General features: G+C 74.3%; 13 protein-coding genes. 7 read left to right on the top strand and 6 right to left on the bottom strand.

Going from position 1 to position 25,658, the window contains the following annotated elements; all coding sequences use genetic code 11:
* Positions 1-15 precede the first annotated feature (15 nt).
* Positions 16-2,454 carry a hypothetical protein gene (locus tag WME82_RS40540; RefSeq protein ID WP_438039689.1) on the bottom strand — a complete coding sequence of 813 codons (2,439 nt, stop codon included), beginning with the start codon at positions 2,452-2,454 and terminating at the stop codon, positions 16-18.
* 560 nt (positions 2,455-3,014) lie between these two features.
* Here WME82_RS40540 and WME82_RS40535 point away from each other — a divergent pair.
* From WME82_RS40535 to WME82_RS40525, 3 genes are all read left to right on the top strand, one after another.
* Entirely contained in the window at positions 3,015-4,745 is a 1,731-nt protein-coding gene (locus WME82_RS40535) for a S53 family peptidase (RefSeq protein WP_438039688.1), read from the top strand.
* A gap of 70 nt (positions 4,746-4,815) precedes the next feature.
* Positions 4,816-8,268, top strand: a complete 3,453-nt coding sequence (locus WME82_RS40530; RefSeq protein WP_438039687.1) for a poly-gamma-glutamate biosynthesis protein PgsC/CapC — start codon at positions 4,816-4,818, stop codon at positions 8,266-8,268.
* Complete coding sequence (locus tag WME82_RS40525; RefSeq protein ID WP_438039686.1) at positions 8,265-11,006, top strand: hypothetical protein; 2,742 nt, start codon at positions 8,265-8,267, stop codon at positions 11,004-11,006. Before WME82_RS40530 ends, WME82_RS40525 begins: the two co-directional genes overlap by 4 nt.
* 139 nt (positions 11,007-11,145) lie before the next feature.
* On the opposite strand, the gene WME82_RS40520 is transcribed toward WME82_RS40525, so the two are convergent.
* Together WME82_RS40520 and WME82_RS40515 are read right to left on the bottom strand one after the other, a co-directional pair.
* A complete protein-coding gene (locus WME82_RS40520) occupies positions 11,146-11,736 on the bottom strand; it encodes a hypothetical protein (RefSeq protein ID WP_438039685.1) in 591 nt (196 codons plus the stop codon).
* 47 nt (positions 11,737-11,783) lie between these two features.
* Positions 11,784-13,121, bottom strand: coding sequence for an AAA family ATPase (locus WME82_RS40515; RefSeq protein ID WP_438039684.1), 1,338 nt, complete (start codon positions 13,119-13,121; stop codon positions 11,784-11,786).
* A gap of 199 nt (positions 13,122-13,320) precedes the next feature.
* Here WME82_RS40515 and WME82_RS40510 point away from each other — a divergent pair, with 199 nt between their 5' ends.
* From WME82_RS40510 to WME82_RS40495, 4 genes are all read left to right on the top strand, one after another.
* Positions 13,321-14,403 (top strand): PEGA domain-containing protein, encoded by a 1,083-nt coding sequence (locus WME82_RS40510; RefSeq protein ID WP_438039683.1) that lies wholly within the window; start codon positions 13,321-13,323, stop codon positions 14,401-14,403.
* 50 nt (positions 14,404-14,453) lie between these two features.
* Entirely contained in the window at positions 14,454-15,278 is an 825-nt protein-coding gene (locus WME82_RS40505) for a formylglycine-generating enzyme family protein (protein WP_438039682.1), read from the top strand.
* 253 nt (positions 15,279-15,531) lie between these two features.
* Positions 15,532-20,922, top strand: coding sequence for a hypothetical protein (locus WME82_RS40500; protein WP_438039681.1), 5,391 nt, complete (start codon positions 15,532-15,534; stop codon positions 20,920-20,922).
* A 217-nt stretch (positions 20,923-21,139) separates the two neighbouring features.
* A complete protein-coding gene (locus WME82_RS40495) occupies positions 21,140-22,315 on the top strand; it encodes a serine hydrolase domain-containing protein (protein ID WP_438039680.1) in 1,176 nt (391 codons plus the stop codon).
* A 166-nt stretch (positions 22,316-22,481) separates the two neighbouring features.
* Here WME82_RS40495 and WME82_RS40490 read toward each other — a convergent pair whose 3' ends face one another.
* The 3 genes from WME82_RS40490 to WME82_RS40480 all read right to left on the bottom strand — a co-directional run bounded on the left by WME82_RS40490 (position 22,482) and on the right by WME82_RS40480 (position 25,449).
* A complete protein-coding gene (locus tag WME82_RS40490) occupies positions 22,482-23,657 on the bottom strand; it encodes a WD40/YVTN/BNR-like repeat-containing protein (protein WP_438039679.1) in 1,176 nt (391 codons plus the stop codon).
* 1 nt (position 23,658) lies between these two features.
* A complete protein-coding gene (locus WME82_RS40485) occupies positions 23,659-23,937 on the bottom strand; it encodes a MoaD/ThiS family protein (RefSeq protein WP_437768089.1) in 279 nt (92 codons plus the stop codon).
* Between the two features lie 282 nt (positions 23,938-24,219).
* Positions 24,220-25,449 carry a flavin-dependent oxidoreductase gene (locus WME82_RS40480; protein WP_438039678.1) on the bottom strand — a complete coding sequence of 410 codons (1,230 nt, stop codon included), beginning with the start codon at positions 25,447-25,449 and terminating at the stop codon, positions 24,220-24,222.
* Positions 25,450-25,658 lie beyond the last annotated feature (209 nt).

The raw sequence follows: 25,658 nt of genomic DNA, 5'->3' as shown, positions 1-25,658 counted from the left end.
CCCCGGCGCCCGCGCCTACTTCGGCCCCGCCCTTCCGATAGCGATGACGTTCTGCTGCGCGGCCGGCTTGCCGCCCTCGTTCGCGGAAACGAACGCGCGCGGGTGCGCCCTGAGGAGCGTGACGGTGAGGGTGATGCCCCAGCCGTCGTTGGTCTTGAGCTCGGCGTGACCGTGGCTGTCCTCGACCGCCAGGATCAGCCGGCCGAGCGGCTCGAGGCCGGCCGGCGCGGAGCCGGGGGCGGTGAGCACGCGCTGGAGCGCGGACTCCGGCAGCCCCAGGCCGAAGCCGACGTCGAGGATCGAGAGCTGCACGCCCTGGGGCGCCTCGCGCACCGACACCACGGGGCCGTGGCCAGGGAGCCCGCGGCCCGCGACGTCGGTGAGGAACGCCTCGAGCACCTGCCCGAGCTCGCCGCGGTGGCCGAGGGCGTGGGTGGCGCTGCGGATGGGCTCGAGCCGCACGGCCCGGCCCGTCGCGCGGGCGGCGCTCGCGACGGCATCGGCCACGACGTCGCCGAGCTGGAAGGCGCAGAGCGGATCGGCGGCGTCGCGCACCGCGAGCGGCCGCACGTTGTCGGACACCGGGGCCGCCTGCTGGACGGGGATCAGCGCGGCGACGTAGCCCGCGATCCACGAGGAGCCGTCGGACTCGCGCCGCAGCGGGCGCACCGAGAGCACGGCCGGCTCGGGCGCGCTGACGCTCAGCTCGATGCCGTCGTCGCTCGCCATCACGCTGGAGAGCGACACGGCAGCGTCGCTCGCGGACGTGGCGCCGAGGACGTCGCCCAGCGTGAGCGAGCCGGGCGGGAGCGCCGCGCTCGCGCTCTCCGCAGGCACCGTGACGTCGCGCGCCCGCAGCCACTTCGCGAACTCGGGCGCGACGAAGCGGACGTCGCCGAAGGCGTCGGCGTACAGCAGCCCGACCGGCGCGCTGCGCAGCAGCGACCCGAAGAGCTGGAGGTCGTCGAGCGCGACGCGCGCGCCCTCGACCAGGTCGTCCTCCGGCGAGCGGCCGCCGCGCGCCTCGCCCGCGCCGGCCTGCGCCGTGCGCGCGAGGCGCTTCCTGCGCAGGAGCAGCGCGAGCTCGCGGCCGACGTGCTCGGCCCGCTCCGGCTCGCGCGAGAACGTCTGCTCGGCGACCGGGCCGCAGAAGAACACGTACCCCTCGATCTCGCCGAACGCGATGAGCGGGACCACGACCGCCGGCATGTCCTGCTTCGTCAGGAACCGGCGCGAGAGGCGGATCGCCGGCACGCCCTGCTCGCTGCTGTACGGGGGGCGGCGGACGTCGTTGCGGCGCTCGGCGACGAGGCTCTCGCCGCCGCCCTGCCGATCGTTCCAGAACCGGAGGTGCCAGCTCCCCGCGGGCAGCTCCGCGACGAGCACGAGATCGGCCGGGTGCGCCTGCTCCGCGAGGCGCGCCACGCGCGGCCAGAACTCCTCGTCCGGCAGCGTGTGGACGCCCTGCATGCGGAACAGCGCGGCGCGGTGGATGAGCTCGGCCGCGCGATCGACGGAGCGCTGGACGACGAGCCCGCGCACGATCATGACCCCCGCGAACGCGACCGCGAGGCCGAACAGCGCGCTCGGCAGCGCGATGAGGCTCGCCTCGGCCCGCGCGGCGAGCACGCCCTGCCCCGCCGCGAGCGCGAACACGCCGAGGAACAGCGCGGCCGTGGCGACCAGGCTCCCGTAGCGGCGGCGCGCGATCCACACGAGCCCGCCCGCGAGCAGCACGAACAGCGCCGGCACCCACGCCGGCGCCGAGGCGCGCCTGCCGCCGTCGAGCAGCCCGCCGAGCACCGCGGCGACGCCCCTCGCCGGCGGCAGGGCCGACGTCGCGACCGCCTGGGGCGCAACGCCGCCGGCGCCCACCGCGACCACGGCGACGCGGCCCTCGAGCGCGCTCGCGGGGACCTGGCCGTCCGCCAGATCGCGCAGGCTGACCGCCGGGACGCTCTGCGGCGCCTTCTTGAGCACCCAGGGCGCCGCCGAGACGCCGAGCGCGCCGAGCTCCGGCGCGCGCTCCCCCGCCGCGAGCGGGAAGAAGCCGACGACATCGCCGGCGCTCAGGCGGAGCAGCTCGGGCGGCATCCGGACGACCGGCGCGGCGCCCGCGGCGCTCGTGGCGTTCGCGGCGCCCGCGCGGCTCGCGGCGCCGCCGCAGAACGCGTCGGCCGGGGGGATCAGCAGCGCGCCGCGCGCGCGCCCGCGCTCGAGCAGCCCGGGGAGCGAGCGCTCGCAGAGCCCTTCGCGCAGCGCCTCGGGCGAGGCCGTGACGAGCAGCACCTGCGCGGAAGGCGCGGCGTCGGCGAGCGCGGACGCGGTGAGGCCGCGCGCCACGTAGTCGAGCCGATCGAGCGGCGCCACGGCGGCGATCAGCGCCCCCGCGACGATCGAGAGCACGTCAGGCGTGAGCCACCCGAAGCGCGTCGCCTCCGCCTGCGCGGCCATCGGGCGCGGGATGCGAAAGGGCTTGGGGATCCGCGGACGGTAAGTCTTCGCCATAATCGCTGAAGGCCGCGGCCCTCGAGGGGGGCGCGGGACGCCCGGGGCAGCCTGAGCGTCGCATCGTGGTCGAATCAATACAATTGTCCACCCGGGTCCGCCGCGCCAAAAACATCGGCTGTGCGACGAGAAGGTCGCTCCCTAGGGCCCCAGGCGCAGCCGTTGCGCCCGCCTCTATCGTCCTCCGGTGCGCCGCGATCTCCGACCTGGCCGTGGCGCCGCGGTGAATCCCGGGCCGCGGCGCCGCGGCGAAGCGGTTCGCGACAGGGTGCGACGTGATGCTCCCAACGCTCCGCCGACGCGCGTTGTGTTGCGGGCGGCGCACGTGTGATGCGACGTCAGCGCGCTGTGACGATTCGGCTGGATCGGCCTGTCGGAAGGGGTTTGAATCCTTGGTGCGTATGCGCCGTGCTTCACCTGTGCTTCGTGCCGCGCCCGTCCTTGGTCTGCTCAGCTTGGTCAGCAGCGTGGCCTTCTCGGCCTCTGGCTGTGGCTGCGAGTCGGGTGTGCAGATCGCAGATTCTTCGGGCAGCGGGGGCGCAGGCGGCGGCGCCAGCAGCGGCGCGGCCGGGAGCGGCGGCGGCGGCGCGGCCGGGGGCGGCGGCGGCGGCGCGGCCGGGGGCGGCGGCGGTGGGGCCGGCGGCGCCGGTGGGGAGGAGCTGCCGGACGAGCTGCCCGACTTCACCGAGGAGGAGCGTGAGCCCACCGAGGCCACCGACGGCATCCCGAGCCCGCTGCCGGGCGTGTACACCGACAAGGGCGTGGCCGGGGGCGACGAGGTGGTCCGCGCGCTGATGGGCTTCCCCATCCGCAACTCGGGGCTGCTCGAGCAGCGGATCGCCGAGATCTACGACCCGGCGGGCCCGCGGTTCCGCCAGTACCTCACCCGGGACGAGTGGATCGCGGCGTACGCGCCGCGGGAGCGCGACGTGCACCTCGTGAAGCTCTGGCTCGAGGAGCAGGGGATGCAGGTGAACTTCACGGCCACGAACCGGCTGCTGATCCAGTTCACCGGCACGGTGAGCCAGTTCAACGAGACCTTCGACACGGAGCTCCGGGTCTTCGAGCGGGAGAACCCTCAGGCGGGGAATCCGCCCTTCGACGTCTTCGGCGCCCTCGGCCAGCTCACCGTGCCGACGTGGGTGTCCGATCGCACGACCGGCATCATCACCGCGGATCTCGCGGCGAGCACCCGGCCGCTCCCGGGCGAGGCCGGGGAGATCGAGCCGGATCCGCCGGCCGGCGTCGAGGGGGGGCTGACCCCGGCGCAGATCGCGGGCGCGTACGACGTCGACGATCTCTACGAGCTCGGGTTCACCGGCGAGGGCGTGAAGCTCGGGGTCACGATCGGCGCGACCTTCAAGTACAAGGACCTGCAGTCGTTCTGGCGGGCGCTCGGCGTGGAGCGGGCGAACCCGCTGGTCGTCCAGACCATGGAGCCGGTCTCGACGCGCTATGTGGAGTCGACGCTCGACGTGGCGTGGTCGGGCGGCCTCGCGCCGGGCGCGGACCTCGTGGTGTACCAGGGCCCCGACGCGCGCAACACGTCGATGGTCTACACGTTCAACGAGGCCATCGGCCGCGGCGAGGTGTCGGTCATCACGGACTCGTTCGCCCACCGCGAGGACTCCGAGCCGCCGGCCGTGCGGCTCCAGTACCACCGCTCGGCGCAGATGGCCGCGGCGCTCGGGATCACCGTGGTCGCGGCGACCGGCGACTCGGCGCAGACCGACACGCCCTCGGCGAGCCCGTACGTGACCGGGGTCGGCGGGACGTCGCTCTCGCTCGACGAGGACGGCGAGGTCGAGGACGAGCGCGCCTGGTCCGGCTCCGGCTCCGGCCCGACGCTTTCGTTCCCGATCCCCTCCTGGCAGGTCGGGGTCGTCGAGGGATCCGGCGGCAAGCGGGCGGTCGCGGACGTCGCCATGCACGCCGCGACCTCGCCGAGGCCGTACTGGGTCTACTACCTCGGCGAGTGGCGGACGTACGGGGGGACGTCGTTCTCGGCGCCCGCGTTCGCGGGGCTCATCGCCGTGGTGAACAGCTACCGCGCCGCGCAGGGCCTGCCGCGCGCCGGGTTCCTCAACTCGATCCTCTACACGACCCCCGCGGTGCAGGCGACGTTCCGCGACGTCGTGCGCGGCGAGACGGAGTTCTTTGCCGCGGGGCCCGGGTGGGACTACCCGACGGGCTGGGGCGCTCCGAGCGCGATCGGCCTGGCCACCACGCTGCCGTAGCGCGCCCCCGCCGGCAACCGCGCCGGGCGGCGGCGCGCGCCGACCCGCCCCGCCGCCGCCGTCCCGCCGCATGCTCGAGAACCTGCCGCTCTTTCCACCGAACGGGCTCGATCGGAGCCTCCACACCGCGGTCCTGATCGGCCTCGTCTTCGGGACGTTCTTCACCGAGACGCTCGGCTGGACGTACGCGGGGCTCGTCGTGCCCGGCTACCTCGCGACGGTGTTCTTCGCGGCCCCGGTCACCGCGGTGTTCATCGTCGCGGAGTCGATCGTGACGTACCTGTTCGTCGCGCTGATCGGCCGCTGGATCACCCGGACGGGCGCGTGGTCCACGGCGTTCGGGCGCGAGCGGTTCTACCTGTTCATCGTCGGCGCGGTGATCGTGCGGCTCTTCGTCGAGGGCTTCGTCGTGCCCGAGGTCTCGGCGCGCTACGACTTCGTGCACTCGCGGGAGCTCTACAGCATCGGGCTCGTGCTGGTGCCGCTCATCGCGAACGCCTTCTGGAACAGCGGCCTCCTGCGCGCGGCGCCGCGGCTCGCGCTCGTCACGGCGCTGACGGCGCTCGTGCTCGGCGTGCTGCTCCGGACGACGAACCTCTCGGTCTCGCGCTTCCAGGTGCTCAACGAGAGCCTGTCGCTCGAGTTCCTCGAGCTGCCGAAGGCCCACATCATCCTGGTCATCGGCGCGCTGCTCGGCGCGCGCAACAACGTCCGCTACGGGTGGGACTACAACGGCATCCTCGTGCCCGGCCTGCTCGCCGTGGCGTGGTACGAGCCGACGAAGCTGCTCACGACGACGATCGAGGCGCTGGTCGTCTTCTACCTCTCGCGCTGGATCACCTCGGTCCGCCCGTTCTCGCGGATGCTGCTCGTGGGGCCGCGGCGGATGATCTTCGTGTACGTGCTCGGCTTCTTCGTGAAGATGGCGATCGGTTTCGCCATGGTGCGGTACGCGCCGGGGCTGCAGATGGTCGACTACTTCGGCTTCGGTTACCTGCTCCCGAGTCTGCTCGCCGTGAAGATGTGGAACAAGGAGCACGTCGGCATCGTGATCATGCCGACGATCCAGGTGTCGCTCACCGCGTTCCTCGTCGGCAACGGCGTCGGCTACGCGCTCGTGGCGCTCGGCTGGGGCGGCGCGCCGCCGCCGCCCGCGGCCGCGGCGAGGCCGCTGCCGCGCATCGAGAGCGCCGCGCTGTCGCTCGTGCTGGCGGACACGGCGCCGCGGCCCGGCCCGCGCCCGAGGGCGGCCGCGATCGCCGCCGACATCGAGTCGCGGCGGATCGCCCACCGGCTCGCGCGCAGCGTGCTGCGCGACGGGCGGCCGGCGGACGAGCTGCTCGGCGCGGCGGAGCGCGCGCGGGTGTCGGTGGCGCGGGAGGGCGACGGCGAGCGGCCGTGGTACGTGCTGAGCCCGCGGTTCGACGATCCGGACGACACGCCGAGCGCGCCGCGGGCGGCGATCCGCAAGCGCGTCGGCCGGAGCCCGACGTCCGCGCCCGAGTGGCTGGTGCTGGCGGCGCCCACCGAGCTCGGCTCGGCGCTGCCGGCGGTGGCGCTCCGGGTCGCGGAGCTGCTCGACGCGGCGGGGGTCGTGCTCCTGTCGCGCCACGGGGCGCTCCGGCGCCACGACGAGGCGTTCGTGGCCGCGATGATCGACGCCATGGAGAACCCCCAGGTGCTCCTCGTCGAGCCGGGCGGCGGCGACGGGCCGGAGCTCAGCGTGGTCGGCTCGCCGGCGGGGCTGCCCGTGGTGTCGATCGGCCTGGGGCTCGGCGCCGAGACGGCGATGACGTTCCGCCCGGCGGCGGAGCCGTCCACGCCCCTCGGCGACGCGCCGCGCTTGCACGTGCCGCGCGAGGTCGCCGAGGCGGTCGGCGCGCGCTCTCTCGGCGCGCCGGAGGCCGTGCGCTGGACCGGGACGCTGGAGGAGGAGCTCGCGAAGCGGATGGTGTCGTTGACGGAGGTCCAGCCGGGCCGCTTCCGCCCGCCGTCGCTCGAGGAGCTCAGGCTGTTCGACGCCGTGGTGGCGCCGCGGCTGATCGCGGCGGCGACGCGCCCCGGCGGCGCGTCCGGCGCGGCGCCGCCGACCGCGTGGGAGCGGGCGATCCTCGGGCGCCTCGGCTTCCGGGAGGTGCGCATCGGCGGCACCGACGCGGCGCCGGCGGCGTGGGGCATCGCGGAGCCGGGGCCGGCCGAGGGCGGCCCGGAGCGGCGCGGGAACCCGGCGTGGCTCGTGCTGGCTCATGCGTCGGCGTTGCCGCAAGCGGCGTCGACGAGCGTCATCTTGCCCGCGGCGCCCTCGACGGAGGCGGTCAGGTCGCCGCTGACGGGCGCGATGCTCGTCGAGGTGCCCGCGCCGCGGTGGCAGATCGGGGCGTTCGGCGCGGGGCTCGCGCTCGCCGATGCGCTCTCGGCGCAGTCGCTGCTGCTCGCCGGGGCGGTGCCCACGGCGGAGCCGAGCGGGGCCGCCGACGTGCGGCGCGCCGAGGGGCTGCGCAGCTACTTCCAGCGGGCGCACGAGGTCTGGGTCGGGGACGGCGGCAACGCGCTGTCGGTGCAGGCGATCGAGGCGGATCGGACCTACGAGCGGGACGCGGTGATCTCGTTCGGGTACGAGGTCGTGCGGCCGGGGCACGTGCCGATGTTCGCGGGGCCGCTGCTGGAGACGCTGCGCGATCTCGAGCTGCGCGTGGGGATCTTCGACGGCACGCGCGAGCAGGTGCCGTTCAGCGGCGCGACGGACATGGCGATGGCCTACGCGAAGCGGTTCGCCGAGGGGCGGTTCGCGATCGTGTACCTGGGCAGCGCGATCCGGCGCTTCTTCGAGCTCCGGCGCTTCGTCGAGCCGGGGCAGGGGGAGACGCGCCTCGAGGCGCGGCTCGCGCGGCTCGGCGTGACGCCCGAGCCGATCGACGTGGCCGCGCGGGCTCAGGCGCTCGCGTCCTGCGCGGGGAGCGCCGGCGCAGGAGCGAGCGGGGACGAGCTCTGCCCGACCCGGGGTGTGACCGCAGCGTGCGATCTCTCCGCTGCGATAGAGCCCTTCCGGCGCTACACGACCGAGCGGAACCCGTATTACCTGAGGGCGCACTTCGCGACGCAGGCGACGCCGACGGCCGGGCCGGCGAAGGCGGACGCGCCGCGGGCAGCGGTGGCGGACGCGACGCGTGCCGGGTCGGACGCGTCGCGGGCAGCGGTGGCGGTCGTGCCTCGGGCAGGGCTGGCGGCCGCGGCGCGCGCCGCGGCGGCGGCCGCGCTGCGTGGGAGCGCGCCGGCCGCGCCGCGGCGCGAGGCGCAGTGCCATGTGGAGATCGGGCGCGACGTGATCACGGGGCGCCCGTGGGTCATCGCGGCGCGGCCGGGGGAGGCGCAGCTGCTGCCGATCGACGGCGCGCTCGTCGCGGTGCCGGGCGCGGCCGTGCCCGGCGGTTCGCGGCTGCGGCGCGCGGTCACCGTCGGCACGAGCGCGCTCCGGGTCGATGCGGCCGGGCCCGGGGCGGCGCCGCAGCGGGGGGCCCCGTGACCGCCCCGGCGAAGCGCCGCGAGCCGGCGGGTCGCGCGGCGCCCGCGCCGCCGCGCTCCCACGCGGCGCGGCCGCCGTCGCGGGCGCGCCTGGCGACGGCGGGGTTCCGCGCCCGCGACGGCGCGCCGCGCAGGGCGCTGAACCCGCGGTGGCTGATCGCGATGGCGCTGCTCGGGGTGACGGCGTTCGCGCTCTCGCAGCTGTCGAGCGCGCCGCCGCTGGGCAGCGCGCTGCCGGCCGAGGACGAGATCCTCGCCTACCACATCGAGCCGGAGCGGGACCTCGTGATCAAGGTCCCGGCCGAGATCGACGCGGTGGAGGTGACGACCTGGGGGAGCGTGAGGGTCGACGCCTGCGACTCGGCGCGGCGCTACCCGTACGGGTTCGTCGCGGCGTTCGTGAACGAGCGCGGGGAGGAGGTCGCGCGGCACGCGATCGATCTGGAGAGCCGGGTCAGCTGCGATCCGGATCGTCCGCTCGGCGAGGGCGAGTACGCGGCGCGGCTCGCGAGCGGCGGGGGCGCGGTGACGGACCCGCGCTCGACGCTGCTCATCACGCACGACGTGCTCCCGCAGGGCGGGCAGGTGCGGCTCCGGGCGAAGCCCGCGGTGGGGAGCGACGGCGGCGACGGCGCGCGCGTGCCGAGCGAGCTGACGATCCTGTCCCGGCTGGAGGGGCGCTACCAGCGCAGCGAGGCGTCGCGCGCCGTCTACGAGCAGAGCCTCGACGCGGAGGAGCGGCGGCAGCTCGGGCTCCGGGCGTCGGCGCTCGGCTTCGCCGACCTGCCGGAGCCGGCGCGGAAGGAGCTGCTCCGGGGCTGGGCGCGGCGGCTCGAGGCGGGGGGCCGCGAGGGGATCGACTACGAGATGTCGCGCCTGCTCTTGCGGCGGTTCCGGATGCCGTACCCGCGCGCCGAGGGGCGCGGCGCGTCCGAGTTCGTGATCGGCGAGCGCCGCGCGGCCGCGCTGAACTTCCGCGGCCCGCTGTCGCTCGACATCGAGGGCCCGCCGGGCCGCACGGTGCGGGTCGCCGACGGCGCGAGCGGGTCCGCGAGCGTCGAGCTCGGCCCGCTCGGGAGGGCCACGGTGCGGCTCCTGCGGGAGGACATCCGGACGGTGGTGATCGACGGCGTCGGCCCGGATTTCGGCGTGCGGTTCGGCGCGCCGGAGGCGCAGGCGATGCAGCAGATCGGCGAGATCGTCCACCCGGCGATGCCGTCGCCCGCGGGCGCGGGCGGCCCCGGCGCCGCGCCGGGGGCGCTCGCGCCGGGGGCCGCCGCGGAGCCGTCCGTGGCGCGAGCGGAGGCGGCTCCGGCGCGGCTGCAGACGCCGCCGGACGTGCGGATCGTGCGCTACCTGGCGCTGGATCCGAGCGACCCGGTGATCGCGCGGATGGCGCCCGGGCAAGAGCTCCTCGGGCTGCTGATCCGGACCGAGATCGACGCGATCGGAGGCGCGAACCAGGGCGACGCGACGGTGGTGGCGCGGTGGGGTCCTGGGCCGTCCGAGCGGGCCGAGCTCAAGGTGACGCTCCCGCGATCGCGGTTCGAGTGGTGGAACGAGGGGTTCGACGCGTCCGAGCCGCGGCTCGCGATCCTCCGGCCGCCTGTGGGGGTGGAGCGGATCGAGATCACGGGCGACGCGAGGACGCGCCTGCGGCTGCGCGCGATCGAGCCGGGCGTGAACGAGACGCTGTACCGGCTGCCGTACCGGGTCACGCTGGCCGAGGACGAGACGTGGCGCTACGCGCCGTTCGACGTGAGCACGTGGACGGACGTCCGGGCGTTCAACCTCGACGATCTGGAGCGGAAGGAGCGCTTCTCGGATCTGCGCGAGCAGGTGCGGATCGAGCGGGCGGGGGAGGGCGCGAGGTCGAACGCGGATCGGCCGGAGCGGGTGCTCGTCCCGGAGCACGCGCCGGTGCGCCGGCGGCTGCTGATGCCGGCGTGGCAGTCGGCGGGGGAGCCGTCGCCGGGCGACGCGTGGACGCCGCTGCTCGTGGCGAAGGACGTGCGGGTGGACGGGGCGGGGGCGCGGGCCGGGCGGCTGTCGGTGATCTACCGGGCCGCGCGCGCGTCGCTGGGCAAGGAGGTGGCGGTGCGCGTGGACGGCGAGGTGGCGCTGAAGGAGCCGATCGTGGCGCTGTCGGGGTCGCTGCGGGTGGCGGCGCCGGCGGGCGCGCGGCGGGTCGAGGTCGAGGGGCTGGGCGAGACGGGGGTGGCGTACACGGACGCGCCGCCGGCGAACGGCGGGGCGATCGTGCGCCGGCGCGACGTGTTCGAGCTGACGCGCGGCCGGCCGATGACGTACGAGTTCGAGCAGGAGGCGGGCGAGACGCTGCACCTGGTGCTGTTCGTGGTGACGCCCGGGGAGAACGCGGACTACCGGATCCGGTACCGGCTCGAGGGCGCGAAGCCGGCGTCGCGGGAGGCGGCGTTCTTCCGGCGGGTGACGATCCCGGACGGCGTGCTGGCGGGCCGCGGCGGCGACCTGACGCGCGCGACGCTGTGGGAAGCGGCGACGGAGAAGCGCGGCACGGACGGGGTGGGGCGCGCGGTGATCCGGCTGGGCGACGACCTGGCGCCGGGGGAGCGCGTGGTGCGGCTGTCGCTGCTGGGGGCGCAGCCGGGCGATACGGGGGAGCCGGCGAAGGCGGTCTGGGTCGGGGCGGTGCTGGTCGGGCAGAAGGCGCCGGGGCGGGACGACGGGCCGAGGCTGTGGGTGGAGGATGATCCGTGAGGAGGAGCGGGGCGCGCCGTAGCGCTTGGCTGCCGCACCCGTGAGGCGTCGCGCACTGGGCGTCACGTTCAAGGCGACCTGGAAGAGTGAGTCTTCCAGGGACCTTGGCCGTGGCGCTGTCGTGCCGCTCGTGGCTCGATCAGGCGTGCGTGGCTCGGGGCCGCGCTGCCGCGAGAATCGCTTCGGCGAGCTGCTCCTCGGACCGGCGGAACGCAGGCAGTCGGCGGAGCGTCCGAGGGTCGATGTTGGCGCCGAAGAAATCGTAGAGATCGGCGCCGCAGAGGCGACCGCCGCCGCTCGCCGTGAGGACCTCGTCGAGCGCACGTTTTGGATCGAGCACGCCCTCTGGATCGGCCGGCAACAGAAGCGGCGACACCGGCGGCAGAAGCTTCTGGAACGGCAGCGCGTCGACGAGGAGCCACGCCTCGATCTCGCGCACAGGAACGCACGCTGCGGCCGCCAGATCGGCAAACTCTGCCCGGGCCAGCTCCAGCCCCGGCTCGATCTGCTCGCGCTGTGTCCGCTCGGAATCGCCCGATCCATCCGCGTGGATGACGAAGAGCGTACATTGCTCCCAATACGCCCGGATAGCGGCTGCGATCCGGACGTCGCGCCGCCGTGACGTGCGCGCCGGGGCGTCGATGCCCACGCTCGGGCCGATCATGGGCACCTCGGGAAGCACCTTGGCGGCAAGCGCGGGAATCAGCTGATCGAGGAGCGGCAGCAGCAACGCATAGTCCGTTTTCCCCTCGGCGAAGAGCCCTGCACACAGATACGTCATGCCTCCGCGAGCTCCGCGGGGCTGGCCGTCTCCAGGATGCGCCGGAGCTCTGCTGTGGAGATGTACCTTTCGCGATCGATGACACCGGCAGGCGCAACCCCGCGTACCCGTGTATGCCGGAGCCCGCTGCCCAGCCGTACCAGGTCGAGCGCCATGATGCACTCCGGGTGATCCATCAGGGCTGCGAGGACGACTGGAGAGTGGCTGGTGATCAGCACCTGCGCAGCGCCAGCGGCAGCCGATTCGGTGTCGCTGGCGACGGGGCGCTGCGTCGCCTCCAGGATCCGCTCGATGAGCGTCCGTACGCGCGCAGGGTGGAGCCCGTTCTCCGGCTCTTCGATCGCGATCAACGCGCTCGAGGCATCTGCGCGGAGCGCCGTCGAGAGCGCCAGGACGCGCAGCGTCCCGTCGGAGAGGACACGCGAGGGGAGGCGCTGGCCATCGGACGTTTCCATCTGCACGACGAGCGTGTCGCCCTCGACGACGACCTCGAAGGTGCGGACTCCAGGTACGAGGCTCGCAACGTCCGCCCGGATCTCGGCGATCGCGCCGGGGCTCTGCGCCGCCAGCGTAGCCGCCAGGTTGGCGCCGTCTGCCGAGAGCCCCGGTGGTGCGCCTGGCTCGCTCGGCTCACGGATCCGCTGGGCTTCCAGGTGCAGGACGCGCAGGCCGCTGAGCTCCTCGGCGACGGCGCGCAGGTGCGGCGAGCGAGCCTGCATCTCCGGCTCCGAGAGAAACGTTACCTCAGGAACGTACTGCACGGTCGCTGCCATCGAGAACTGGGACGCGCTCGGATCCGCCACGGTCAGAGTTCGCTCGTATTCCATGAGCGCGCTGCCGTCGCCATGGCGTATGCGCGACACAAAGGTCGGATGGCGCTTCAGCCATGTGTCCTCGTCCGACGTCATCGACCGCAGCACCTCGCGGACGACCGTCAGCCGCTCTCTCATGGAGCTGAGCTGCTGAAGCTCGATGTTCACCTCATAACGGAGCCGCGTCATCTGGAGCGGAACGTCGCGCAGGCCGACCCTCACCGTGGAATGCGGCAGGATCACCTCGATCGCGAGCGCCATGCTGGCGAGGGCACCGAAGCCGCGCTCGACCGTCGTAGCCGGCTCTTCGTCCCGGCGACGGAACTGCTCGCGGATGCGCCCTCTCCCCTCTCCGACGGCTGCGGCGAGCGGGCTACCGGCGAGCCGCGCAAGCAGCGAGAGCGCGTCGAGCAGGTTCGACTTTCCTGCTCCGTTCGGGCCGATCAGAACAGAGAACGGCTCGAGATCGAGGGCGAAGCCCTGAAAGGACTTGAACCCATCTATCTCGATGCGGGTGATCATTTCCGGCGCCCTTGTGGCAGAGCCTACAGCACATGAGTCCCGCGGGCCAGCGGTTCTCGGGGTTGAGCCGGCGATGAGGAGCGGGCGGCGCCAGCGGCCCGTGCCGGTGTCGACTCATTGACGAGTTGGTCGAGTCGCCCTTTTTGTTGTAGGGTCCCCCCGCGCGCCCCCGCGGCTCGCTGCAGCGGAACGAGCACACATGGCGGAAACGACGACGAGCCCGCTCGGGAAATGCCTTGTTGCGGTGCCTATCCTTCGCCTCCCCGACACCCGTCGTGGTGCCAGCCGCGCGCGAGGCGCGCGCGCCTTCGTCTGCCTCGCGTCGGCTGTCGCGGTCGCGCTCGGCGGCGCGGCGGCGCACGCGCAGGAGCCGGCGCGCGACCCGGTGGCCGCGGAGGCGCTCTTCAAGGCCGCGCGCGCGCTCGTCGACAAGGGGGACGACGCGGCGGGGTGCCCGAAGTTCGAGGCGAGCCTCGCGCTCAACCCCTCGGCGAGCACCCAGATCAACATCGCGCGTTGCCGCGAGCGCGAGGGCAAGCTCGCGACGGCCTGGCACGATTACCACCGGGCCCTCGTCCTGAACCGCGAGACGGCCGGGGAGCAGCGGCGACGAAGCCTGGAGGAGGTCGCGAACAAGGGGATCGCGGCCCTCGAGCCGCGCGTGCCGAAGCTCGTGATCGTGGTCAAGGGCGCGCCCGCCGGCATGGAGGTGCTGCGCGACGGCACGGCGCTCCCGGCGGCCGCGCTCGGAGAGCCCCTGCCGGTCGATCCTGGCCCGCACGAGATCCGCGCGAGCGCCCCCGGGCACCAGGCAGAGACCCGCTCGATCACGCTCGTGGAGGGCGAGACGACGACGGTCGAGCTCACGCTGCGACCCGCGGCCGCGGCCAGCGCCGCGACGCCGCCCACCAAGGCGAACGAAGCGCGAGGCGGGGGCACCCCGACCTGGGCCTGGATCTCCGGAGCCGCCGGGATCGCCCTGGCCGGCGCGTCGGTCGGGTTCCTGATCGACGACCTCTCCGCGATCAGCGCATTGCGCGAGAACTGCCGCGATGTCGCCGGCGGGACGTACTGCGACCCCGGCTATGATTTCGCGGCCGACAATGCGCGCAAGAACCGCGATTTCGGCCTCTTCGTCGGCCTCGGCGCCACGGGCCTCGTCGCGGTGGGGGCGGCGGTTTATGGGATCGTCCGGTCGGGCGGCGAAGAGGCGCCGGCGGCCGTCGCGCTCCCGTGGATCGCGCCGTCCGGCGCTGGCGCCAGCATCTCCGGGAGCTTCTGATGCGAACGGGCGGGACAAGACGCGTGGTGTTCTTCAGGGCTCTCTCAGCGATGGCGATCCCGCTGGTCGCGGCGGGCGCGTGCATCCCTGACGTGGAGCCCACGGCGGGCGTGGTGGTCGGCGGCCAGTTCAACCGCCTGAACGACGCGCGTTATCCGGCCACCGTGGCCGACTTCCAGCTCGATCGCTTCGAGGCGACGGTGGGCCGGTTCCGGCAGTTCGTCGCGGGCTACCCGGCGACCAGGCCGAAGGCGGGAGCGGGCGCCCATCCGCTCATCGAGGGCAGCGGCTGGGACGCGGCGTGGGATGCGAGCTTGCCCGCGGGGCAGGACGAGCTGCGGGCCTCGCTGCAATGCGACGCCAACTTCCGGACGTGGACCGATGAGCCCGCCGGCAATGAGGCGGCGCCGATCAACTGCGTGAGCTGGTATCTCGCGTTCGCGTTCTGTGCATGGGACGAGGGCCGGCTGCCCACGGAGGCGGAGTGGAACTACGCCGCGGTCGGGGGGAACGAGCACCGCGCCTATCCGTGGGGAGACGAGGCCCCGAGCCAGGATCTGGCGGTGTTCGGCTGTGACTCCACGACGACGGTGTGCCCGATCCCGTCCGTCGGGTCGAAATCCCCGGCGGGCGACGGGAGATGGGGACAAGCCGACCTGGCGGGGAGCTTGTTCGAGTGGGTCCTCGATTACCACGCCGACCTGACGAGGACGTGCACCAACTGCGCGACACTGACCGACGGAGGCTTCGGAAGGGGCTCCCGCGGAGGGGCGTTCTCCCACACCGAAGAGACGCTCAGTCCGACGTACCGTATCGGCGAGCTGCCCGAGAGGACGCTGTCTTTCTACGGGTTCCGCTGCGCGCGGGACGAGTAGGGGCGGCGACACGACGGTGGCGTCGAGGCCTGTGGTGCCGTCGACTCGATGGCTTTCAGGAACCGTTTCCGGTGCGCCGGAGCGGTAGGACCGGTCGGCCGGGAGCGTTTCCGGGGTCCTGCGGGCGGCCGGACGGGTGCCCGGGAACGCAGGCCCCCTCGCCGATCGCGTGCTTGCGCTCGAACCCGGAAATCGGGTAGCCCGGTAGGTCACGGCGCGGGGCGTAAGTGGGCATGGTGCAAGGGTAATCGCCGTGGATCTCGACGCCTTCCCCGGGGCCGCCGCCCGCCGCGCGCTGCTCGCCGCGGCGCTCGTGCTCGCCTTCGGCGTCGTCCACGGCGTCCCGGGGGCACGCGAAGCCGCCGCTGAGCCGCTCGCCTGGGTGGCGCCCGAGAGCGTCCGCGTCGTGCCATGGAGCAACGGCCCGCAGCAGGGCGCTCCCGCTCCGGACGCGGCGCGCGCCGCGCCCGTCGCAGCCGACCCCGCCGGGCCCGTCGCGCTCGCCGCGGGGCAGCTGCTCCTCGTGCCCGTGGAGCCAGGCGACCGGCTGGAAGTGCGCGGCGACGTCGCGGGGATCGGCCTCGGCTCCGGCGTCGGGAGCGTGCCCGACGTGATCACCTGGATGCCGCTGCCTCCCGCCAGGGCCGGCGCGCGCGATTTCGCGGCGCCGACGTGGTCGAGCGCGCGCTTCGTCGTTGTGCGCGCGGCCGCCACGCGCGGCGCCGGGGGCACGCCGGTCGCCGTGCGGGTCGCCGCACGGGAGCGCGCGCCGCTGGCCTGGTACCGCCTCGACGAGGACGTCGCCGCATGGCTCGGCGGCCGCGCGCCCGCGCCGGCCACCGCGCCAGGCGAGGCGGGCGCGCTGCTCCGCTGGGTCGACGCCGCGCGCGCGGCGCTCTCCGCCCCGGCCGCGGCGGGCGCGCACTCCGCGCGCCTCGACCCGGCGGCCGCGCGCCTCGCCCCGGCCGCGGCCGCATGGCTCACCGCGCGCTATCTCGAGGAGTCGCTGCTCCTCCGGCCGCTCGTCGAGCCGTACTTCGTGGCGCGCGGCGTCGAGCTGCGCGGAGGCCGCGAAAGCCCCGATCTCCCGGCCGCCGAGCGCGCCACGCCATGGCGCTCGCTCGGCGCCGGGGCGCGGCTCGAGCTCCGCGCGCCCGGCGCGGACGTGCTGCGCATCGCCCTCCGGGCGCGCACCTACGGGACCACGCGCGTCGTGGTGCGCGCTGGCGGCGCCGTCGTCCGGGAGCTCGTCGTTCGCACCGGGTCGCGCCTCGCGGACGCCGCGCGCTGGAGCGAGCCGCGGTGGATCCGGGTGCCGCTGCCGGTCGATGCGCGCGCGGTGACCGTCGACGTCGTCGAGGGGGAGCTCGCCGTCGCCGCCGGCGGCTACCAGCAACGCGCCGGCGTCGCCGAGCTCCTCGCGCCGCAGCGAGACCGCGCCGCCCTGCTCGATCGCGCGGCGCGGCGCGATCAGGCCGGCGACGGCGATCGCGCGCCGGTCCACGCCGAGGCGCCGCGGCTCCTCGCCGCCGCAGACCGGGCCGCCGCGCCGGACGCCGCGAAGGCCGCGCTCGACCTCGCCGCGCGGCCGGCCGTGCCGCCGCCGCTCCGGGCGCTCCTCCTCGCCGAGTCGGTGCGGTGGGCGCCCTCCTCCGGCGCGGCGTTCGCGCGCGCGGCGCAAGCCTACACGGCGGCGCAGGCGTCGGTCGCGGCGCAAGGTGATGCGGCGGCGCAGGGCCGCGCGGCGGCGGGCGCCACGTCGCTCCAGCGCGCCATCCTCGCGCGGCTCGCCGCCGCGCACGCGGAGCCGGGCCCCGCGGACGCGCCCTGGTCCGGGCCCGCTCGGCCCGGGGCCGCGGCGCCGCGCGAGCCCGCCGGAGGCCGCGCGCACCCGGACGACGTCGCGGCCGTGTCCGCGCTGGGCGCGGCGATGTCGCCGCCGCGCGATGGCCGCCGGCCAGCGGGGGCGCCGCTCGCGGAACGTTACGCGCTCGGCCATGGCGACGTCGAGAGCGCGGCGCCGCTCGCGCGCACCGCCTGGGCGCGCGAGGCCCCGTGGGACGCGCTCGACATCCCCGAGGGCGTGGCCGCGTGGAGCGCGATCGCGACGCCTCGCGACGCGCTGCCGCCGGCGGGAGGCGGCACACCGGGGCGCGCCGCCGCGGACGGCCTCTGCGAGGTGGACGCGGAGTCCGGGCTCCGCTGGACGCTCCTCGACGCCGCGCGCGCGCAGATCGACGTCGAAGCGCCGCCGGGGGCCCACGCGCGGGTGCTCCTGCGGAGCGCCTCGAGCCAGGTGGTCCCCGAGTCGCCGGTGCTCATCGACGGCGCGCCGGCCGCGGTGCACGGCGGCGCCGGGCTCACGTCGGTCGTCGCCGTGGCGCCCGGGGCGCGCACGTTCCAGCGGCCGGCGGGCGCTCCGCCGGTGCTCGCGCGCATCCCGCGCAGCGGGCGCGCGCCGTGCGCGTCGCTGCGCGAGATCGTGCAGTGGGCCTGGGTCGACGGCTCCGCGACCTTCGCGCTCCCCGACCCGGAGCGCGCCACGCTGGCCCGCGTCGTCATCGCGCCGCCCGCCGTGGCGGGCGAGGCGGCGCTGGCGTCCGGAGCGCAGGGCGCCGCTGCGCCGGCGTCCGGAGCGCAAGGCGCCGCTGCGCCGGCGCCCGGAGCAGCGGCGCTGGCGCCCGGAGCGCGAGGCGCCCCGCCCCCGGCGGACGGCCCCGCGCGCGTGCTCCGCGTGCGCGCTGGCGCCGCCGTCCACGAGGCCTGGGTGCGCGCCGGCGCCACGGGCTCGATCGAGGTCCCGGTCCCCGCCGGCGCGCACGAGCTGCGCGTCGAGACCGATGCGCCGACGCTGCTCCGCGCCTCGGTGCGCCTGCACCCCGCCGCGCCCGGCGCCCCGCGCGCCGTCAGGCCGGTGCGCCCGCCGGACGGCGCGCCCGTCGACGGTACGCTCGAGCAGATCCGGGGCGCCACGCGCGCCCTCCGCGCCGCGCCCTCACCTGCCCGCGGCGCGCTCCACGCGCAGCGCGCCGCGGCGCTCGAAGCCCTCGGCTTCCCGGCGCTCGCCGCGCTCGACCGCCCCGCCGAGGAGGATCCCTGGGACGCGGCGCATCTGCCCGGCGCGTCGACCGCGGGCGCGCCGCCGAGCACCGTCTTCTCCCTGCCGCCGGGCAGCCCGGTGGCGGTCCCGCTCGGCCTGCCCGCGCGCGTACCGCCGCTCCCGCTGCCCGACGACCGCGCGCCCCTCGCGGCCGCGCGCGGCGCGCGCGCCAGCGGCGACCCGCGGCGCGGCGTCGCGCTGCTCGCGGGACCCGCGGGCGACAGCTCGGGCGCGGACGCGCTGCTGCTCGGCCTCCTCGCCGAGCGCTCCAGCGAGGTGCAGCTCGCCGCCGACGCCTTCACCCGGATCGGGCTCGCCCACCGGTCCGCCGCGGCGCTCGCCCGGGCCGCGAACCTGGCCACCGACGTGGCTTCCGCCGCCCCGGCGCCCGATCGACGGCTCACGCTGCGCGCCCTCGTGCTCGCCGAGTTCGCCGTCCAGGAGGCCGCCCGCGAGGCCTCCGCCGGCCAGCAAGGCGCCGCGCCCGCGGCCTCGGGGAGCGCCGCGCAGGGCCCGGCCGTGGCTCCTCCCGCCGGCGTCGCGCCGCCGCCTGTCCAGCTCCCGCCGGCCGCCCTCGCGCGGCTGGCCCCGGTGACCGGCTGGGCCGTGCCGCCGCGCGCCGACGCCACGGCCGGCACGGCCACGCTCGAGATCCGGGCCAGGGCCGATCGCGATCTGCCGCTCCGCGTGCGGGTGCGGCGCGCGCTCGTCGATGCGCCGGAGGCGTCGCTCCTCATCACCGACGGCGCGCGCGCCGAGTTCCGGCTCGACCGCGCCGCGCCGGGCGCGATCGTGCTCGACGGCGTCTGCCGGGCGCTCGACCGCGAGGAGACCCCCTGCGCGTTCTCGATCGCGCTCGACGGCGAGCCGGTCGCGTGCTCCGCGGCGTCCGCGCCGATGGCCGACCGCTGCGTCGTGCAGGTGCCGCGGGGCAGCCACCGCATCGAGGCGCGGCCTCCGGCGGACCGGAGCGTCCTCGGCTGGATCCGCGCGACCGCGGCCGGCGCGGCGCAGCCCTTCTCGGGCCGCGTCCTGTCGACCTGGAACGACATCGACCCCGCGCGCCCCCTCGAGCTCGCGTTCGTCGGCCCGACCGTGGTGCGCATCCGCGCCCGCGCCGCCTACGAGTGCGCGTCGCCCCGCGCGCGCGCCGCGCCCGCGGACGGCGGGGATCCGGCTTGCCATCCCGAGGTCGCCGCGGCCGCGCGTTCCGGCCAGCTGCGCTTCTCGGTGGCGCCGCTCGACGGTGTCGGCGGCGAGGCCGGCGGCGGCGCGGTGGAGGAGGGGACCCTCGCGCTCGACGCCTCCGAGGACCGCGCCGCGCGCCGCCTGGGCGTCACGCGCGAGCCGTTCTTCTGGCTCGGCGGTGAGGTCGAGTCCCGCGTCGCCGTCCTCCCCGAGGGCCCGCATGTGCTGCGCGTCGCCTCGCCCGGCGGCCGGGCGCTGCTCCGCGTCGAGCTCGCCGTCGCGAACGGCGCGCCCCGCCCCCGCGTGCCGCCGCCCGCGCCGCCGCCGCTGCCCGCGCCGATCACGCCCGCGGACGAGCTGCTTCGTCCGGCGCCCCCGGTGGGAGAGGACCCGGACCCGGGGCCGCTCTCCGTCGGCGGCTACGCGCGCCTCGTCGACAGCGAGCTCGCCGAGGAGGACTCCCGTCTTCCGGTCCGCTTCCTCGAGCTCGGCCTCGACGTGCACCGCGAGCTGATCGAGCGGCGCGCCTGGATCGCGGCCGCGGGGTTCGGCCGCCTGCGCGACGGGCCGGAGAGCTTCGGCGCGGAGGCGCGCTTCGACCTGAGCTCGAGCGGCTGGGTCCCCGGCGGTTCGCTGAGCGGCCGCGTCGTGTTCCAGCCGGACGCCAGCGACGCCATGGGCGCCAGGGCGAGCGCGAACGCGTTCTGGTCCATCCCGCTCGGCGGGCTCACGCTCTCGCCGTGGGCGGGCTTCACGTGGCTCGCGGTCGACGAGTCGCTGCGGGGCTTCGTAGGCGCCGACAAGGACGTCTACACGCCGTACGGCGCCGAGCACGACACGCAGGCCTCGCTCGGGGCGCGCCTGCGGTACCGGCCGTTCGTCGACGCGCTCGTCACGGCGGGCACGTCGCTGCGCCTGAGCCCGGTGCCGTCGGCGCTCGACCGCATCGACGCGACGCTCGACCTCGACCTGCTCCCCGGCCGGGGGCTGTGGCCGTGGATCCAGCTCGGCTGGCTCGCGAGCTACCGGCCGGTGAACGAGACGCGCGACGAGGCCTTCCTGCGCGACGCGTTCACCGCGGGCCTCACGTTCTGGAGCTGGCTCGCGCGCGGGCACCGCGTCTCGCTCGGCGCGGAAGGGACGTTCCTGTTCGACGTCCCGAGCCCGGCCGAGGCCTCGCCGCGCGCCTCGCCGCGCGTCTCGGGGTTGGTCTTCCTCCGCTACGACTACACCGCCCGCCGCGGCCTCCGCGACTTCCCGCCGGCATCGACGCCGTTCCGCGACCGGCAGGAGGAGGGGAGCGGGCGCGTCGAGCGGGAGCGGCCCGCCGTCGAGCCCTCGTGGGAAGAGCCGTGAAGCAGGCTGCCCTGCCGGCGCGGGCGCGCGCCCTCTCGCCGGAGGACGCGTGCGCCGCGTCCCCCGCAAATTGACTGCAAATTGACCGGCTCGTAGTGCACACCGCCACAGGCACCTGCAGCGGGAGGAAGCGGGCCGCAAATCTGTGCGATCGTGCGGCATCGACGAAATCGCAAGAACCATTGAACGGAAATACCTCGAGAGGGAACGCACGAGCATGACACTCAGCAAGCCCTCGATTCCGCTCTTCTGCATGGCGTCGCTCCTCCTGGGTTGCCCGAGCAGCGCTCCCGAGGAGGGCGACACCACCTACGACGAGCTGCTCCAGCAAGGGGTGGACAAGATTCGCGCCGGCGGGATCGTCGCCGTGCATGCGGAGGTGCTCGACGGCGATCGACGGATCCTCGCCCGCAGCGGCGTGGCGCAGCTCGGCGGCGAGCAGCCGATCGACTTCGACAGCTACTTCCGGATGGGGAGCAACACCAAGACGTTCGTCGCCGTCGTGGCGCTGCAGCTCGCCGGAGAAGGAGCGTTGTCGCTGGACGACACGGTCGAGCAGTGGCTCCCCGGCGTCGTGTCGGGCAACGGCAATGACGGCTCGCTGATCACGATCCGCCAGCTGCTCCGGCACACGACCGGCCTCTACAACTACACCGGTCAGGGCGAGCCGAGCCTGGCCGCGCTGCGCTCCGCCGACGAGTACATGCAGCATCGGCTCGACCACATGGAACCGGAAGAACTCGTTGCGCTCGCCATGGAACACAAGCCGAATTTCGATCCGGAGACGCAGTGGGCCTACTCCAACACGAACTACGTGCTCGCCGGCATGATCATCGAGCGTGCCACCGGAAATCACTGGAGCGAGGAGGTCGAGGCGCGCATCCTCGATCCGCTCGGCCTGGACCGCACGTTCGAGCCCGGCGACGAGACGGATCTGCCTGCCCCGCACGCCGTGGCATACCAGCAATACGAGGTCGGCGGGCCGCTCATCGACGTCACGATCGCGAACCAGAGCTTCGCCGACGCCGCCGGCTCCCTCGTCACGACCACCGCGGATCTCGCGAAATTCTGGCGGGCGCTGAGCGAAGGCTCGCTGCTCGATCCGGAGCAGATGACGGAGCTCCGCGACACGGTCCCGGCGCCGGCCTTCGACTCGATCGCGCCTGGCTCCGGCTATGGTCTCGGGATCCTGTGGATCCCGACCAGCTGCGGTGGAGGATACTGGAGCCACGCCGGCGACACGCTCGGGTACTCGACCCGGAACGCCGCGAGCGACGACGGCTCGCGCGTCGTCGTGATGTCGCTGTCGACGTCGACCAACGACATCGAGGCCAGTTACGCCACGATCGTCGACACCTTCGAGATCATCGATCAGCTCATGTGCGCCGATTGAACTCGAGTTTATTTTCTGACCGTTGAATGCACAAGGTGCAACTTTCTTGCCCCACCTGGAGCGGTGCCCCGCCCCTCGCGGCGGCGGCGCCGGTCGCGTCGATCGGCCGGTGCGGGCGCGGGCCGGGGCGCCGCTCGCTTGCGCCCCGTGACCTCCATGCAACCTATCACGCCATGCGTACTGAATAGATCGGCGGCAGGTTATTGGCCACGGTCGTCCAGCCCTCTCCGCCGTCATCGCTCACGTAGAGATTGCCCGTGGTGGTGCCGAAGGCCACGGTGCCGTCCTTGTTGGCGAGCGCGTGGCGGTAGATGACGTCGTAGGCTTGCTCCTGGGGCAAACCCCTGCGGAGCTGCTCCCAGGTCTCACCGCCGTCCTTCGTGCGAGCCACGAAGAGCGCGCCGTCGACGGTGATTCGCTGCATGTCCGACTTACCGGGGACGACCCACGCCGTGCGTCCGTCCCTCGCGTCCGCTGTGATGGGGAAGCCGAAATGCACGCCTTGCTCTGGGCGGCTCACCTTGCGCCAGCTCTTTGCGCCGTCGCTGCTGTAGTAGATCCCAACGTGATTCTGCTGCCAGACATGGTCGGGATCGCCCTCGCATTGCTCGATGTAATGCGTGTCGTGGCCCCACTCGGCGTCTGGTTCGGGCGTGTGATCGAGCCGCATGCCGTTGTTTCGCGGTTGCCAGGTCTCTCCACCGTCCGCTGTTTCGATGACTCCCGCCGTGGACACGGCGACGAGCATTCGCTTCGGGTCACGCGGGTCCACCACGATGGAGTGAATGCCCGGGGCGAACTCACCACCCTCGGAGGCCGGCGTACCAAACCATTTCGTCTCGCCTTTGCCCTCGCCTGTGAACAGGTCGCCGCCGCGTGACTCGTGGTTCCAGAGCGGCCGGTTGAGCTCGAAGGAGCCGCCGCCGTCGCGGCTGACGAACAAGCCACCCGGAATGGTGCCCACGTAGACCGCGCCGCCCGGGCCGAAGCCGATGATCCAGAGCTTTTGCACCGTGGCCGGGCGCGTGACGATCTTGATGCCGACGCCGAAGTCGCTGCCGGCGTCTTCGTACATGTCCTGGCCGATGTAGCGAGCGCCCTCGGGATATTTGATCTGGGCGGGGTTGTCGTTCCAGGTCTCGCCTTCATCCGTCGAGACGGACAGCTTGGCCCCCCAATGGCCGAAGCCGAGCAGCGCCCAGAGCTTGCCCGTGTAGGGATCGCGCGCGACATAGTTGACGCCGCCGCCGGCATGGCCCGCGAGGCGCGGCTTCCACGAGCCGTTCTTTTTCTCGACGATAAACGTGCCTTTTCGCGTGCCTACCAGCATACGGCTTGCCATTTCACCCTCCGCTCAACGCCTGCAGAATATGGACCTCGTCGTCGGCAGCGACTGCGTCTGTGAGTCCCTTGCGGTCGCGGATCATCTGCTTGCCGACGAAAATGTTGACGTGCGTCCGCAAGCGGCCGCGCTCGTCGCAGATGTAGAAGCCGATGCCGGGCGCGAGCCTCTCCAGGGCCGCTACGACCTCACCTGCTGTCGACGCCTCGACGATGAGGTGTTGACCTTCGAGGTGCGGGAAGAAGGTGTAGAGGTGGCGCGTCAGGTGGACAGACGGCATGGCGTGCTTGCCATACTCCCGAGCTCACCGCGCGTCAATTGGTTTTGCAAGGTCGGCAGGCAAGACGCAGCCACACGCAGAGCCCCGATGTCTTCAGGGCCCAAGCATTCCCGCGCCCGTTCCCGCTTCCGTTACCGCTACCACCTCCGCAGCCGCGTTGCGTCGAGGTAGGTTGATTCGGTGGGAGCGTGCGCCTTCATTGGGGCAGATGAGTTGCCGCTGACAAGGGGGTGGCACGATATGCCGGCTTCTCGGGGATCTCGGGCGCGCCGGGGGCTCTCGTCAGCGAACGACGGGCTCCGAGGCGTGCTTCAGGCCGGTCAGCACCCTGTAACGGGCGGCGATGGCCTCCAGCTCGCCGGGGGCGAAGACGTCCTCGATGCGGTCGAAGCCGTCGGGCGCGCGCTCATAGGCGATCTGCAAGCACTGCTCCGGACCGTTGCGGCGATTGGCCGCGACGATGGCGGCGGTAGGGGGCAGGCGCTCGGCCTCGTAGGCGGCCAGCGCTTCCACCGGATCGGCATGGGCGGCGAGCGCGCGGACCAGGGCGCGGGCGTCCAGGATGGCCTGGCTCGCCCCGTTGGAGCCGTTCGGATACATGGGATGGGCGGCGTCGCCCAGCAGCGTCATGCGCCCATGGCTCCAGCGCGGCAGCGGATCGCGGTCGACCAGCGGGAACTCGTAGATCGCCTCGGCGCTCCGGATCAGGTCGGGCACATCCAGCCAGCCGAAGCGCCAGTCCTCGAACCTGGGCAGGAAGTCGGCGGGGTCGCCCCGCCGGTTCCAGTCCTCCCGTCGCAGGCTCCTGGCGAACGCGAGATCGGCGGCCCAGTTGATCCTCTGGCGGCCGTCCGGCCCCGGTGGGGAAATCGGATAGACGACGAACTTCTGGTCCTGATGCCCGGCAATGATCATGCTGGCGCCGGTGAGGAAGGGCATCGCCAGGCTGGTCCCCCGCCAGAGGATGTGACCGCCGTAGATCGGCGGCCCCTCGTCCGGGTAGAGGCCGGCGCGCGCCGCCGAGTGGATGCCGTCGGCGCAGATCAGGAGGTCGGCGGAAACCTTCCACGCCGCGCCCGCGCGATCGAGGAAGAGCGCCTCGACGCGGCCCCCGCCCTGCTCGTGGCCCGCGAGGCGCCGATCGCAGAGCACCCGGCCTGTGCCCAGCCGCTCGACGGCGGCGTCGAACAGCACGCCTTGGAGGGCGCCGCGGTGGAGGGAGAGCTGGGGCGTGGCATGACCCGCGAAGCGGCCGCGGGGCTCGCCCCAGATGCGCTGGCCGAAGCGGTTGAAATAGATGAGCTCGCGGGTCGCCACGCTCTGGGCCAACAGGGCCTCGAAAAGACCCAGCTCGCCCAGCACCTCGGCGGCGTGGGGCAGGAGGTTGATGCCGACCCCGAGCGGCAGGATGGTGGGCGCCGCCTCGAACACCGTCACCTCATGACCCGAGCCGTGCAGCGACAGAGCCGCGGCCAGGCCGCCGATCCCACCGCCCGCGACGATCACTTGCATAAGTCCTCCCGTAGACATGCGGCTTGACGCCGCCCCTCGTTGAAGCCGCCACCGATCGCCGGCACGGCGGCCGCGGAGGGTCATCATCGCGGCCGCCGAGCATTGAAACGAGCTCGCCGAGCGGTCCACAGTTCCTTACCACGATGACCTCGCCGTCGCTCGAGGACAGCACGTCCCTGGCGTCCAGCACCATGCCCGATCCGAGCAGC

The organism is Sorangium sp. So ce128, assembly GCF_051525245.1.
Lineage (GTDB): Bacteria > Myxococcota_A > Polyangia > Polyangiales > Polyangiaceae > Sorangium > Sorangium cellulosum_B.
Note: the sequence above shows the minus strand (reverse complement) of the source record. Positions and strands in the feature narration are given on the sequence as shown.

What these genes read in the sequence shown, in the direction of transcription:
- WME82_RS40540 (WP_438039689.1), bottom strand. Translation starts at nt 2,454, where the DNA reads ATGGCCGCGCAGGCGGAGGCGACGCGCTTCGGGTGGCTCACGCCTGAC.
- WME82_RS40530 (WP_438039687.1), top strand. Translation starts at nt 4,816, where the DNA reads ATGCTCGAGAACCTGCCGCTCTTTCCACCGAACGGGCTCGATCGGAGC.
- WME82_RS40515 (WP_438039684.1), bottom strand. Translation starts at nt 13,121, where the DNA reads ATGATCACCCGCATCGAGATAGATGGGTTCAAGTCCTTTCAGGGCTTC.
- WME82_RS40510 (WP_438039683.1), top strand. Translation starts at nt 13,321, where the DNA reads ATGGCGGAAACGACGACGAGCCCGCTCGGGAAATGCCTTGTTGCGGTG.
- WME82_RS40505 (WP_438039682.1), top strand. Translation starts at nt 14,454, where the DNA reads ATGGCGATCCCGCTGGTCGCGGCGGGCGCGTGCATCCCTGACGTGGAG.
- WME82_RS40495 (WP_438039680.1), top strand. Translation starts at nt 21,140, where the DNA reads ATGACACTCAGCAAGCCCTCGATTCCGCTCTTCTGCATGGCGTCGCTC.
- WME82_RS40490 (WP_438039679.1), bottom strand. Translation starts at nt 23,657, where the DNA reads ATGGCAAGCCGTATGCTGGTAGGCACGCGAAAAGGCACGTTTATCGTC.
- WME82_RS40485 (WP_437768089.1), bottom strand. Translation starts at nt 23,937, where the DNA reads ATGCCGTCTGTCCACCTGACGCGCCACCTCTACACCTTCTTCCCGCAC.
- WME82_RS40480 (WP_438039678.1), bottom strand. Translation starts at nt 25,449, where the DNA reads ATGCAAGTGATCGTCGCGGGCGGTGGGATCGGCGGCCTGGCCGCGGCT.